Below are 12,015 nucleotides of genomic sequence, written 5' to 3'. Positions count from 1 at the left end.
TACTGTCAGCCCGCGCGGCATTCGCGCAGCCGGCCGTCTCGCCTCACGTCCAACTTTTGAGGGAGACAAGCATGGCAAAGGCATTCGCATCCCAGGCCGATCTGGAAGTCAAGAAAGTCACGTGGACCAAGCTATCCGAAAACGCCTACGCGTACACCGCCGAGGGCGATCCGAACTCGGGCGTGATCATCGGCGACGACGGCGTGCTGATCGTCGACACCACCGCCACGCCGGCCATGGCTCAAGACCTCATCGCGAAGATTCGCAGCGTCACGGATAAACCGATCAAATACGTCGTGCTGTCGCACTATCACGCGGTGCGCGTGCTCGGCGCATCGGCGTATTTCGAAGAAGGCGCGCAGGAAGTGATCGCGAGCCGCGGCACGTACGAGATGATCGTCGAGCGCGGCGAAGCGGACATGAAGTCGGAAATTGAACGCTTCCCGCGCCTGTTCGCCGGCGTCGAAACGGTGCCGGGCCTGACGTGGCCGACGCTCGTATTCGAAAAGGAAATGACGCTGTTCCTCGGCAAGCTCGAAGTACGCATCGCGCATCTCGGCGCGGGTCATACGAAGGGCGATACGGTGGTGTGGCTGCCATCGCAGAAGGTGCTGTTCTCCGGCGACCTGGTCGAGTACGACGCGGCCTGTTATTGCGGCGACGCGCAGCTCGAACAATGGCCGGCCACGCTCGAGGCATTGCGCGCGCTGAAGGCCGACAAGCTCGTGCCGGGCCGCGGCCCCGCGCTGACCACGCCGGAAGACGTCAACAAGGGTCTGGATTACACGAAAGACTTCGTCACCACGTTGCTGCAACAGGGCCGTGAAGCCGTCGAACAGAAACTCGATCTGAAGGCCGCGATGGCGCACACGCGCAAGGCGATGGACCCGAAGTTCGGCCATGTCTTCATCTACGAGCACTGTCTGCCGTTCGACGTCTCGCGCGCTTTCGACGAAGCGAGCGGCATCACGCATCCGCGTATCTGGACCGCGCAGCGCGACAAGGAAATGTGGGACGCGCTGCAAGCCTGATAAGAACAGACGCACAGCAAGACGCCGCAGAGCGGAGAAGGACGGAGACACAAGATGAGCATCAACTACCAGACGCTGTCGTTCGAATACCAGCCGTGTCGTGAACAGAGCGCGCAGAGCGGTGCGGACCATGCGGCCTATCCCGTGATCGTGGTCGGCGCGGGCCCGGTGGGCCTCGCCACCGCGATTGATCTCGCGCAGCAGGGCGTGCCGGTCGTGCTGGTCGACGATGATTGTTCATTGTCCACGGGATCGCGCGCGATCTGCTTTTCGAAACGCTCGCTCGATATTTTCGACCGTTTGGGATGCGGCCAGCGAATGGTAGACAAGGGCATTAGCTGGAATGTCGGCAAGGTGTTTCTGAAAGACGAGTTGGTGTACACGTTCAATCTGCAACCTGAAGCGGGCCACAACCGGCCCGCGTTCATCAACCTCCAGCAGTACTACGTCGAAGGCTTTCTACTCGAACGCGCGCAGGAGATGCCGAATATCGAGATCCGCTGGAAAAGCAAAGTGGTCGGCGTGCAGCAAAGCGGTACGCCCGGCACTCACGACGCCAGCGTAACGCTGACCGTCGACACGCCGAATGGTCAGTACGCGTTGCGCGCTCGCTATGTGGTCGCCGCCGACGGCTCGCGCAGTCCGATCCGCAATCTGATGGGACTCGACAGTAAAGGCGTGACATTCAAGGATCGTTTCCTGATCGCCGACGTCAAGATGGAAGCGGAGTTTCCCACTGAGCGCTGGTTCTGGTTCGATCCGCCGTTTCATCCGAATCAATCGGTGCTGCTGCATCGTCAGCCGGATAATGTGTGGCGGATCGATTTCCAGCTAGGGTGGGACGCCGACCCGGTGCTGGAAAAGACGCCGGAGCGCGTCATTCCGCGCGTGCGTGCGCTGCTCGGGCCGGACGCGAAGTTCGAGTTGGAATGGGTCAGCGTCTATACGTTCTCGTGTTTGCGCATGGACCGTTTCCGGCACGGCAACGTGTTGTTCGCCGGCGACTCCGCGCATGGCGTGTCGCCGTTCGGCGCGCGCGGTGCGAATAGCGGTGTGCAGGACGCGGAAAACCTCGCGTGGAAACTGGCGATGGTGCTCGAAGGCAAGGCCTCCGATGCTTTGCTCGATACCTATGCAAGCGAACGCGAATTCGCCGCCGACGAAAACATCCGCAACTCCACGCGCTCCACCGATTTCATCACGCCGAAGAGTCCCGTGAGCCGTGTGTTCCGCGATGCCGTGCTGAAGCTCTCGCGTCATCATCCGTTTGCGCGGCAATTGGCCAATAGCGGCCGGCTGTCAGTGCCGGCGGTGTTGCGTGATTCTCCGCTGAATACAGCGGACCGTGACCCGTTTGAAGGGGCGATGGTGCCGGGCGCCTCGTGCGTCGATGCACCGGTGCAGGTGGCGGGACAACCGGCATGGCTGCTGCAGCAACTCGGCCAGCAATTCACCGGCGTGCTGTTGTGCGGCGATCAAGGTGTCGATCAGGCGACTCGGGCCGCGTTGGACACGTTGCGCGCTGGGCCGATTCCGTTGAAGCTCGTCGTTGTGACGCATGGCGATCCGCAGGCCTTTGTGTCTGCGAACGCGCAAGTCGCGCACGATATCGAAGGGCTGGCCCACGCACGCTACGACGCAAAACCCGGCACGTTCTATTTGATTCGTCCGGACCAGCATGTTTGCGCGCGCTGGCGGCAACTCGATGCGGGTGATGTCGCGCATGCATTGAAACGCGCACTGTGCGTCGAAGGCACGGCTTGAACGTGCGGCATCAGGAAAACAATAGCCGCAAGCAATTTGCATGGGATCGGAGTAAGCGTTAAAGCGCCAACTCTGGTCGACAGGAGACAGACATGACACTGAACACGCAATCGAATCTCGCCCGCCCCGACGATTTCTACGAGGCGTTGATCGATATGCATCGCGATCTTGACGATGCGCAGAGCCAGTCGGCCAATGCGCAACTGATCCTGCTGCTCGCCAACCATATCGGCGATCACGCCACGCTGCTCGAAGCGATGCGGCATGCTCGCGACGGCGTGGCCGACGTGTCGGCGCGAAATGGTAAAGCGCGTCCGTTGGCTGCATAACCGCATAGCGCGAGCAAAGATTGACTTTGCGCAACGCAGATTTCGGAAGACGTCAATAGTAGTGATTTGTTGCGCGCTTCCTCTCAAATTCGCGGAAGACAATCCGCGATTCATCTCAATTTTTTCTTTCTGACTATCAGATTCTTCTTAGCAAAGCGGCACAAGCGCTGCCTCATACTAGTCGGCTTGTTGAGGGAAGGATGATCAGATCGCATAGGATGTGACGTTCCGGTGGGCCAGGTTGCTTCGTGCCGGCGCACCATGTCCTCGTGCGTTGCCGGTGGGAATTTCCCCACGTTCGGCTAGAGAGAGACACGAGATGAAATTGTTTTTGATAAGCGACCTTGTCGTTCAAGAGTTGGCGTCGATGAAAGTCGACGGAAAGTGGCTTTCTCCTGCGCAGTTTGCCGAATCGGCGTTGCTCTGGATTAACCATTACGCGCCTGGCCGTGCAGCGCCTGAATCGTTTTTTTTCGAAGTCGAGTGCGAAGTGTTGCAAATCGCCACGCAACTCGCCGTCGGAGAATTGGCGTCGGTCGAAGATTTGCCGTTGGGGCAGTTGTTTAGCGACTATCCAACGGTGAATTACGCGCATCCTTTGAGCGCGAAAGCGTTGGCTGCGACGCTGACAGCGTGCCGTGAAAAAATTTCCCGTGGCGCTCAGGCAGGAGCATCTGACGATGCGATCTGGTCGCGGCAGTTCGCTGCCTGTGCGAAGAACGTGCCGCAGTCTCTCGGATGTCATCCCACCCTCTGTCAGTTGATGTGCCACATCGGTGACACGCCGAAGGTTTGAGCGTCGCTCGAGATCGATGGCTTCGTACGTCATATCGGGTAGAGTCGCGGTTATGCGTCCGCGATTGCGCCCATTACGTCCGAACCTTTGCATGTATTCGATCGACCCCGTTCCGCTGCCGCACGATGGCCCGTCCGACATTGCGTTGTGGCGGATGGACATCGACTTCACTGCGTCGCTCGACGCGCCGGCTTTTGCATCCCTCAGCGAGGACGAACGCACGCGAGCCCGCACCTTTCGCCGCCATGAAGACGCGCTGCGCTTCGCGACCGTGCGCGCCGCGCTGCGTGAAGAGCTCGCGCGGCGGCTCGACATGGCGGCACATGCCGTGCGTTTTGCGCTCGACGCCAATCACCGACCCCATCTCGCGGATTCGAATCGCTTCGATTTCAATGTATCGCATGCGGGTGCGCATGGACTGATCGCGATGTCGCCGGTTCGGCGCGTGGGCGTCGATATCGAGCAGCACAGCGACAAATTCGATTGGCATTCGATTGCGGCCTTGACGCTCGATCCGGAAGAAGTCGCGTGGATCGAACGCCTCGACGCAGGTCAGCAGAGCGATGCGTTTTACGATGCGTGGGTCGCCAAGGAAGCGCTTGTCAAGACAACGGGCGCGGGGATCACGCGCGGATTGCAACATCTGACGGTGCTGCCGCGTGAGAGCAAGCGCGTGACGCTGCGCAAGCAGATTCCAGACGATATGCGCGATGTCGCCGCGCACTGGCTTGTGGCACCGGACAGCTACGCTGCGTGCGTCGCGTGGTCAGTGACCGCGCTTCGGTAATCACAAACAAACACAGCGCGCTAAGCGTTGACCTGTCCGAACGCCAAAGCCTTCGGCCAGCCGAACGCGTGGACCTGTGTGAGTCGCTGCATGGCCGGCTGCGCAAGCGCGACCGCAGCGCGAATCTTGCCGGCCATCGGCACATCCAGCACATGCCAGCGGCCGTGTTCCGCGAGATCGAACGCACCGTTTGCGGAGTGGCTGAACAGCAGTTCGACATCGATATCGACGGGCGCATAGCGCAGCGCATTGCAAAGACTGCCGTAGCGAGCGCGGCGTTGCGAGGCTTCCGGCGTCTCGTCGGGCGCCGCGGCTGGCGAGGGCACGACGACGCTCAATCCTAGCGTCGCCGACGCAACGCCGATCACAATCCAGATGCCGCCGTAAGCGATATCGATTGTGATGCCGCGGCCGTCGCGAGGATGACGCGCACGCAGTTTCTCGTTGCCGTCATCCTGTAAATCGACGGCTTGCGGTTCGCAGTCGAACAGATTTCCGACGATCCAGCGCACGACCACTCGCGCGCTGATAAAGCGTTTGCGCAACGCGGCGTTCGGATGCAGCCGCGCACGCTCGCGTTCGCTCTTCGACAGCCAGCTATCGCCTTCTTGCACGGGCACCGGCAGCCATTCGCAGCGGAACCGCCAAAGATGCAACTCGCCTGCGCTCGGCGCGGCGACGTTGTACGGATAGTTGCGAGTCAGCGGATGGGACAGGAATGCGGGTGTGGCCGCGGCGGCAATAGTGGGTGCGAGGCGGGCGGGCTGCACGGCATGTTCGCCAGCACTGCGTTCAGCGGCGACTTCGCGTGACTCGCCGCTATCGCGCGGGCGCGAAGCCGCCGGGCAAGCCAGATCCAGTTCCAATGGCATAGGCCTGCTTCCTCAATGCATGTACGTGACGCGCCGGGCTTGCACGTCGAGTTCCACACCGGCGTCGAGCAGATCGATGGCGAACCAGCGAATCAGCTTCAGGACACCACTCACCGCGGGCGCGGGCAGCCATTCGTTCAACATGCGCAACGCTGCACCGCTATGCGTTTTTTGCAGCAGCGCGATGGTCTGCAGGATCACCGCTTCGTCCTTGCCGAGATCGCTGGCACAGCGGCAGCGCATATCGAGTGGCCGATACGACACGTGCATCAGCGAACGCATCAGTAGATCGAAGTGTTCGATGCCGTCCGGTCGCAGACCGATGCCGCTGAGAATGTCGCGCCAGTGCACGCCGCCGCGCGCCGTTTCGCAGGCGGGCCGCAGCCATGTGCGAACGGCGCTCAGGACGGTGCGGTCGGGCGCGTCGGCGGTATCGGTCGGATGATCGTCGATCAGTTCCGGGCGGCTGCTGTGTTGAGAGCGAAAGTTCATCGATGCTCCTGAATGGACACGGTCCAATGAATCGCGCCGGCCGGATGGGGCGGGTGCCGGGTCGCAGGCCAGTGCTTGTCGCGTGCGACGGATGGGCGAAGACGCAGAGCCTGCGTCAGATGCTCACGTTTGATGCCGTTACCGACGCTTGCTTCAGCTTTGAGCCGGCTGCGTCGGCTGCCACTCGCGCACGTGTGCGCTGCGCGCCGGACGTGCCGGTGCTTGCCCCGGCGTTTTCGGCGTGCCGACAAACAGGAAGCCGAGCAGGCGCTCGTTCGGCGCGAAGCCCAATGCGTCATGCAAGCGCGGCTCATAACTGTCCGGACCGGTGGACCAGAAGCCGCCATAAGCGAGCGCATGGATCGCGTTGAGCATGTTCATCGCCGCCGCGCCGGCGGCCAGCAATTGCTCGATCTCGGGCACCTTGGGATGCGCCGAGATTGCCGCGCCGAGTGCGATCAGCAGCGGCGCGGCGAATGCCTTCTGCCGGCGATGCGCATGCGCCGAACGCGGTTCGTCCGGCGAGCGGGCGCAGGCGAGGTCGACCAGCACGTCGCCGAGCGGTCCGCGTGCGTCGCCGCGAATCGTCACAAAGCGCCAGGGACGCAGATTGCCGTGATCCGGTGCGCGCAAGGCGGCGTCGAAGATCAGTTCGAGCTCGGCGTCCGCCGGACCGGGCTCGGTCGGCGGCCATTGCGATTGACGCGACAGCAGGACTTCGAGCGCCGCCGAAGCTTTCGGCCCGGCGCCGGCGGCAGGCTTTGCCGCCGCCGGGCGCTGGTTGTCGGTTTCGGGGCGGCTGATGTCTAGTGTCGTCATGATCTCGGCTTCGGCGAATGGTATGGGCTGAATAATGAGCTAATTTGCTAGTAAATGCAAATCATTCGCATTTAGAAGGCATGTTCGTGGATTGGTTTGGCGCCTGTTCGGCGCACGGCGCGAACCACCGGCAGCTAGAGCAGGCGAAGGGAAGGCATCAACGCAACTAACGGTCAACCGCGCCCGGCGCCCCCGGATATGATGGCGAAGTGCCGAATTCAGCCTTTTTGGCAAAAGCGGCTTACAGCCTCCTTGCCCACTTTCGCTTGCCCATGCCGACAAAAACATTCGAGACCGCATCGACTTCCAAGGCCACCGAAGCGGCGCAACGCCTCCCCACGCTGATGCTCGCCGCGGCGCTGTCGCTGGGCAGCGCGATCGCGCTCGGGCTCGCACGCTTCGCATACGCACTGCTGTTGCCGTCGATGAAACTCGACCTCGGCTGGAGCTTCGCGCAAGCCGGCGCGATGAATACGGCCAACGCGCTGGGTTATCTGCTCGGTGCCCTGGCTTTTCCGCGCCTTGCGCGCAGATGGTCGGCCGGCGCATTGTTCGGCGGCGGTTGCGTGGCGACTGCGCTACTGATGGCAGTCAGCGGGCTGCTTGCCGACACGGACTCGCTGCTCGTGTTGCGCGTGATCACCGGCGTGAGCAGCGCGGCGGTTTTTATCAGCGGCGGCGTGTTGGCGGCGCGGCTCGCATCGGCGAGGCCGCACGACGCAGGGCTCGTCCTCGGCTTGTATTACGGTGGCACGGGATGGGGCATCGTGGCGTCGTCGGTGCTGGTGCCGCTGACTATCTTCAACGTCGCGCACGGCTGGCAGTTTGCGTGGTTCGCACTCGCGCTCGCGTGTGCGGTACTCGCCGCAGTGGCCATCGGCGCCGCGCGAAAAATCGAGAGCGTGCACGCGACGGCGTCGTCGGCCACGCAATCACACGCCACCGCCGATGCGCCCCGTTGGCCGCGATTCAGTTTCGCGCTGGCGGGCTACGGCTTGTTCGGCGTCGGCTATATCGGCTACATGACGTTTATTGTCGCGCTGTTGCGCAATGCGGGCATGAGCGCGGCTGTCGTTACGGGGTTTTATCTGCTGCTAGGCGTGGCGACGGTGGTCTCGGCGCGCGTGTGGTCGGGATTGCTCGATCGCATGCGCGGTGGCCAGGCGCTCGCGGTGCTCAACGCTTTGCTCGCGGTCGCGACGCTGCTGCCTGCTCTGTTCACGCAACCGTGGGTGGCGTTCGTGTCCGGCGTCCTGTTCGGCGCGACGTTTCTCTCCGCTGTGGCGTCGACCACGGCTTTCGTGCGCCACAATCTGCCCGCGAGTCATTGGGCCAAAGGCATCAGCGCGTTCACGATCGTGTTCGCGTTCGGGCAGATCGTCGGACCGATGGTGATCGGTTGGGTCTCGGACGGCGCGGGTCTCGCGCGCGGGCTGGTGTATTCCGCGCTGCTGCTCGCGGCAGGCGCGGTGCTGGCGGCGTGTCAGAAAGCGTTGCGCTGAACGTGAGTCCGCGCATTCAGGCAATTGCGCTTCACGTTTTTCACACCTGCACGGACGGGATGCTCTTCATGCAACGCAAGGCGAACATCGAGCGGCTATGCCGGATGCCGGCGATCTTGTAGAGCTTCTCGCGCAGAAACCGCTCGTAGCCCGCCGTGCCATCGACCGCCACCTTCACCAGATAGTCGTAGTCGCCCGACACGAGATACGCCTCCAGCACTTCGGTCAGCGTCGCCAATTCGGCGCCGAAGCGGGCGAGGGCGTCGTCGTCGTGACGGTCCAGCGTCACTTCGAGCAGGACGATGTCCGCGAAGCCGAGCTTCTGCTGATCGAGCAGCGCGACGTAGCCGCGGATATACCCCTCCGTTTCCAACTGACGCGTGCGATTCCAGCACGCCGTGGTCGACATGCCGACCAGTTCCGCTAGCTCGGCATTGCTGAGGCGCGCGTTCTTTTGCAACTCGCGCATGATCTTGCGATCCTGGTTGTCGAGCGGGCGATTTCGGGTGGTCATGGGCGGTACTGGAAGCTTGTTCTGGAAAATCGCATTCTAAAGGAAGATTGTCCCGACATCGCGCGGGAAGCTCATTGCTTTAAGAAGCCTATCCAGCCTGCGTCCCGGTATATTTTCAGGGTGCATTCATGCCCGGGACAACCGTCCGGGCTGCGGGCCTCGCGCCTGCGGCCTTGCGCGGCCACAAGCTGCCATCCGGTGTCTCGCTGTCTTTCACAGGAGGCAGCACGCAGGCGAATTGCGGCGTTACCAGCGCCGTAAGACGCGCTCGCCGGGCATGGACGCATGTTCCTAACCGAATGCCTGCCAGCATGATCGTCCGCACGACCGGGTTTTTCGATCCGAGCGGATAGCGGCGGGATGTACTGGCATGCCGCAACCACACGCCTTTCGATGCCGATCCCGTTGTACGTTTCATTTCTTCTTGCTTCTCTACTCCTCGTCTATTCCCCCGGTCCCGTCAATGTGCTGACGATGAGTCAGGCACTCAGCGCCGGTTGGCGCGCCGCGCTGCCGTGCGTGTGGGGCGGCACCTGTGCGGTGCTTCTGCAACTGCTCTTTACCGCGTTGTGCCTGAACTCGCTGCTGCTGATCGACGAGCGCGCATTGACCGCGCCGCGCTGGGCCGGCGCGATCTATCTGGTGTATCTCGGTTGCAAGCAATGGCACAGCGGAAGTCTTGCGACGCCGGCCGCCGACGCTCAGCAACGAAGCCTGTTCTGGCGCGGCTTCGCCACCTCGGGGCTCAACCCGAAGACGCTGCTGTTTTTTCCATCGTTCTTTCCGCAGTTCATTAGCGCTCCTTCGAATGTGGCGCACTGGTCCGCGAATCAGCAATATCTTTTGCTGGCCGCAACATTTGCATGCGTGTTTGCGTTGGGCGTGGCGTCGACGGCAATTTGCTCGCACCGCTTGCGCACCGTTTTACACCGGCCGAAGCGGCTGCGCGCCGTGAATCGTTTGATGGGTAGTGTGCTGGTCGGCATGGGCGCGCTGATGGCGGCGGTGCGCTGAGCGCGTCACTGGATCGCGCGGCGAACACCACGCCACGCGTCGCCTTGAAATAAAAGCGACGCGTGGCTCCTTAATCAACTTGGTTTGGTAGGCGCTTTGACCGCGCTCTGTACCGCGACATTGCGATAGACGTCGCGGCAGAATTGCATGCCGCTTTGATGCGCGCCGTTGACAGCCGCCGCGATGCGTACCGTTCCCTCGACATGCTGAGCCGGCGGATTGACGAGTGCGGCGTCGATCGCAAACGGATCGGCAGGCGACGCGCGCATGATGCCGATGCCTTTGATCGTCACGGCAAGGCACGGGTCGGGTAGTTGCGGACCGTGGCTGGCGGCGACGTCGAAATTGATGTTCAGCGTCCAGAAACCCTCGTGAATATCCTGATGAATAATGACGGCTTTCACCACGTCCTGGTGTGACAGCGTGTACTCGTTGCTGGCCATCGGTCCCTCCTTGCCTCGCACGCATTCTGAGCGCACGTGTGCAGATATGGCATTTTGCGCGGACTAGGGAAGGTTAGTTTTACGCGCCATTCCGCGCAGCGCAAGCGGAAAGATAGGTGCCTCGATGACTCGGCGCGCATGCATCGCGCGGACGCGCGAAAGGCGACGCCCGGACGCTGGCGCCGCCTTGCGCGCCGCAGCCGGGTGGGGCTGCGGCGCAGCGGAACGAACCTCGGATCAACTGCGCAAACGAGCAGGTTCTAAGGATTAGTGGAAGATGAGGTACAGGATGACCAGTACGATCAACGGGACGCCAAGCAACCAGCCGAGAAGGTAAGGCATGATGTGATCTCCTTTCGTATCGAGGTTTGAATACGAAGGTGATTGAGCATCCGGCGTGCCTGACGTGTTATCTCAAGCCAGCGGCGGCAGTTCGATGCTGCCGGACACCACGCCGAGCCTCACCCTAAGCAAGTTTGGATCGACGGCCCACGAAAATTTCAAGGCAAATTCTCCCGCAGAACGATGCTAAATTGCACCGGCTTCACGTCGCTCATCGCGTCACGCTTCTCGCGCACGTTGCGAAAAATGCGCAGACAATTTCCCACCATCGCTTGCGGCGTTTGCGTGATCAACGCATCCATGGTGCCGTCGATCAGCAACGCTCGCGTGTCAGGCGTCAAGCCATGACCGACAAACAGAATCTTCTGCTCTGAGCGCGCCTCGACAATCGCGCGCGCCACGCCATCCGATCCGCCGCCGCTGTTGTAAATGCCGGCGAGATCGGGATGCTGCTCCAGCAGCTTGCGTGTCTGCATATAGTTGCGTTCGCTATCGTCGTGTCCCTCACGTAATCCGATCACACGCACTTGTGGAAACGTCGATTCGATCAAATGCAGAAAACCGATCTCACGTTCCTCATGCCCGCGATAGTTGAGGCTGCCCGCGAGCATGGCGATTTTTCCGCTCGGCCGAGGGCCCATGAAGCGCCCGAGCAGCAACGCAGCGGTACGTCCCGCCGCACGATTGTCGATGCCCACGTAAGCCAGCCGCCGCGCATTCGATAAATCCGAAATCAGCGTGATGGCCGGCACGCCCTGGTCCGCCAATGCATTCACGGCGTCGCGCACCACCGGATGTTCGAGCGCCATGAACACGACGCCATCCGCACGCTGTCCGTAGTGCAACAGACGGTCGGCCAGTTCCTTCGGGTTGAAACTCTCGACGTAGTGCACGCGGCACTTCATGTCCAACGCGTTCCACTGATCGTGTGCGAAGTCGATGTAGTCGCCGAGCATGTGCAAATAGCGGTTGGTGCCGGCGGGCAGCAGAAACGCGATGCGCATCGGCTTCGAGGCGGGCACGACGGGCGCCTCTGGCGTGAGCAGATAACCGAGTTGGGCGGCCGCTTGCAACACGCGTTGCGCCGTCACGGCGCGCACGCCTTCGCGGCCATTGAGCACACGATCCACTGTGGCGGTCGAAACACCGGCGGCGCGTGCAATGTCGGGAATGCGGGCGCGCGCGGCGGCGGTGAGGTGAACCGTTTCGGACATAGCGGTCCTTCGGAGAAGGGAATTCCATCAAAAAACATCAAGTTCGCGGTTTGACAGCACTTGCCGCGCACGCCTAGTCTTGCAGCTATCACGCGA

Annotated in this window: 13 protein-coding genes; 7 read left to right on the top strand and 6 right to left on the bottom strand. The window is 62.0% G+C overall.

The genetic code is table 11. The features are described from left to right. Nucleotides 1-71 precede the first annotated feature (71 nt). From P0D96_RS16540 to P0D96_RS16520, 5 genes are all read left to right on the top strand, one after another. Complete coding sequence (locus P0D96_RS16540) at nucleotides 72-1,031, top strand: MBL fold metallo-hydrolase (protein ID WP_007178302.1); 960 nt, start codon at nucleotides 72-74, stop codon at nucleotides 1,029-1,031. Between the two features lie 54 nt (nucleotides 1,032-1,085). After that, nucleotides 1,086-2,795, top strand: a complete 1,710-nt coding sequence (locus P0D96_RS16535; protein ID WP_408314351.1) for an FAD-dependent oxidoreductase — start codon at nucleotides 1,086-1,088, stop codon at nucleotides 2,793-2,795. A 92-nt stretch (nucleotides 2,796-2,887) separates the two neighbouring features. Then, the gene (locus tag P0D96_RS16530) at nucleotides 2,888-3,124 is read left to right on the top strand and encodes a DUF2783 domain-containing protein (protein WP_408177303.1); all 237 of its coding nucleotides are present in this window, start codon (nucleotides 2,888-2,890) and stop codon (nucleotides 3,122-3,124) included. Between the two features lie 319 nt (nucleotides 3,125-3,443). Next, complete coding sequence (locus P0D96_RS16525; RefSeq protein ID WP_408177302.1) at nucleotides 3,444-3,920, top strand: hypothetical protein; 477 nt, start codon at nucleotides 3,444-3,446, stop codon at nucleotides 3,918-3,920. 91 nt (nucleotides 3,921-4,011) lie between these two features. Then, nucleotides 4,012-4,707: a 4'-phosphopantetheinyl transferase family protein gene (locus tag P0D96_RS16520; RefSeq protein WP_408314350.1), complete on the top strand. Its 696-nt coding sequence runs from the start codon at nucleotides 4,012-4,014 to the stop codon at nucleotides 4,705-4,707. 20 nt (nucleotides 4,708-4,727) lie between these two features. On the opposite strand, the gene P0D96_RS16515 is transcribed toward P0D96_RS16520, so the two are convergent. From P0D96_RS16515 to P0D96_RS16505, 3 genes are all read right to left on the bottom strand, one after another. After that, nucleotides 4,728-5,579, bottom strand: a complete 852-nt coding sequence (locus tag P0D96_RS16515; RefSeq protein ID WP_408177300.1) for a 4'-phosphopantetheinyl transferase family protein — start codon at nucleotides 5,577-5,579, stop codon at nucleotides 4,728-4,730. Between the two features lie 12 nt (nucleotides 5,580-5,591). Continuing rightward, nucleotides 5,592-6,071: a hypothetical protein gene (locus P0D96_RS16510; RefSeq protein WP_132378920.1), complete on the bottom strand. Its 480-nt coding sequence runs from the start codon at nucleotides 6,069-6,071 to the stop codon at nucleotides 5,592-5,594. Nucleotides 6,072-6,224: 153 nt separating this feature from the next. Further along, a complete protein-coding gene (locus P0D96_RS16505; protein WP_408314348.1) occupies nucleotides 6,225-6,890 on the bottom strand; it encodes a nitroreductase family protein in 666 nt (221 codons plus the stop codon). A gap of 272 nt (nucleotides 6,891-7,162) precedes the next feature. Here P0D96_RS16505 and P0D96_RS16500 point away from each other — a divergent pair, with 272 nt between their 5' ends. Then, nucleotides 7,163-8,392 (top strand): YbfB/YjiJ family MFS transporter, encoded by a 1,230-nt coding sequence (locus P0D96_RS16500; protein ID WP_408314346.1) that lies wholly within the window; start codon nucleotides 7,163-7,165, stop codon nucleotides 8,390-8,392. A gap of 40 nt (nucleotides 8,393-8,432) precedes the next feature. Here the strand turns inward: P0D96_RS16500 and P0D96_RS16495 are convergent, their stop codons facing one another. Continuing rightward, the gene (locus P0D96_RS16495) at nucleotides 8,433-8,906 is read right to left on the bottom strand and encodes an Lrp/AsnC family transcriptional regulator (protein WP_408177297.1); all 474 of its coding nucleotides are present in this window, start codon (nucleotides 8,904-8,906) and stop codon (nucleotides 8,433-8,435) included. 393 nt (nucleotides 8,907-9,299) lie between these two features. Here P0D96_RS16495 and P0D96_RS16490 point away from each other — a divergent pair, with 393 nt between their 5' ends. After that, on the top strand, nucleotides 9,300-9,920 hold the full coding sequence (locus P0D96_RS16490) for a LysE family translocator (protein WP_408314380.1): 621 nt from the start codon (nucleotides 9,300-9,302) through the stop codon (nucleotides 9,918-9,920). 74 nt (nucleotides 9,921-9,994) lie between these two features. On the opposite strand, the gene P0D96_RS16485 is transcribed toward P0D96_RS16490, so the two are convergent. Together P0D96_RS16485 and P0D96_RS16480 are read right to left on the bottom strand one after the other, a co-directional pair. After that, nucleotides 9,995-10,363, bottom strand: coding sequence for a hypothetical protein (locus P0D96_RS16485; protein ID WP_132378912.1), 369 nt, complete (start codon nucleotides 10,361-10,363; stop codon nucleotides 9,995-9,997). A 500-nt stretch (nucleotides 10,364-10,863) separates the two neighbouring features. Continuing rightward, the gene (locus P0D96_RS16480) at nucleotides 10,864-11,919 is read right to left on the bottom strand and encodes a LacI family DNA-binding transcriptional regulator (protein WP_132378910.1); all 1,056 of its coding nucleotides are present in this window, start codon (nucleotides 11,917-11,919) and stop codon (nucleotides 10,864-10,866) included. Nucleotides 11,920-12,015 lie beyond the last annotated feature (96 nt).

This window comes from Paraburkholderia sp. RL17-347-BIC-D, from assembly GCF_046027915.1.
Classification (GTDB): domain Bacteria; phylum Pseudomonadota; class Gammaproteobacteria; order Burkholderiales; family Burkholderiaceae; genus Paraburkholderia.
This window is presented reverse-complemented; position numbering and strand designations above follow the sequence as displayed.

Bases quoted from the DNA above. Each gene is read 5' to 3' on its own strand.
- P0D96_RS16540 (WP_007178302.1), top strand. From the start codon at position 72: ATGGCAAAGGCATTCGCATCCCAGGCCGATCTGGAAGTCAAGAAAGTC.
- P0D96_RS16535 (WP_408314351.1), top strand. From the start codon at position 1,086: ATGAGCATCAACTACCAGACGCTGTCGTTCGAATACCAGCCGTGTCGT.
- P0D96_RS16530 (WP_408177303.1), top strand. From the start codon at position 2,888: ATGACACTGAACACGCAATCGAATCTCGCCCGCCCCGACGATTTCTAC.
- P0D96_RS16525 (WP_408177302.1), top strand. From the start codon at position 3,444: ATGAAATTGTTTTTGATAAGCGACCTTGTCGTTCAAGAGTTGGCGTCG.
- P0D96_RS16520 (WP_408314350.1), top strand. From the start codon at position 4,012: ATGTATTCGATCGACCCCGTTCCGCTGCCGCACGATGGCCCGTCCGAC.
- P0D96_RS16515 (WP_408177300.1), bottom strand. From the start codon at position 5,579: ATGCCATTGGAACTGGATCTGGCTTGCCCGGCGGCTTCGCGCCCGCGC.
- P0D96_RS16510 (WP_132378920.1), bottom strand. From the start codon at position 6,071: ATGAACTTTCGCTCTCAACACAGCAGCCGCCCGGAACTGATCGACGAT.
- P0D96_RS16505 (WP_408314348.1), bottom strand. From the start codon at position 6,890: ATGACGACACTAGACATCAGCCGCCCCGAAACCGACAACCAGCGCCCG.
- P0D96_RS16500 (WP_408314346.1), top strand. From the start codon at position 7,163: ATGCCGACAAAAACATTCGAGACCGCATCGACTTCCAAGGCCACCGAA.
- P0D96_RS16495 (WP_408177297.1), bottom strand. From the start codon at position 8,906: ATGACCACCCGAAATCGCCCGCTCGACAACCAGGATCGCAAGATCATG.
- P0D96_RS16490 (WP_408314380.1), top strand. From the start codon at position 9,300: ATGCCGATCCCGTTGTACGTTTCATTTCTTCTTGCTTCTCTACTCCTC.
- P0D96_RS16485 (WP_132378912.1), bottom strand. From the start codon at position 10,363: ATGGCCAGCAACGAGTACACGCTGTCACACCAGGACGTGGTGAAAGCC.
- P0D96_RS16480 (WP_132378910.1), bottom strand. From the start codon at position 11,919: ATGTCCGAAACGGTTCACCTCACCGCCGCCGCGCGCGCCCGCATTCCC.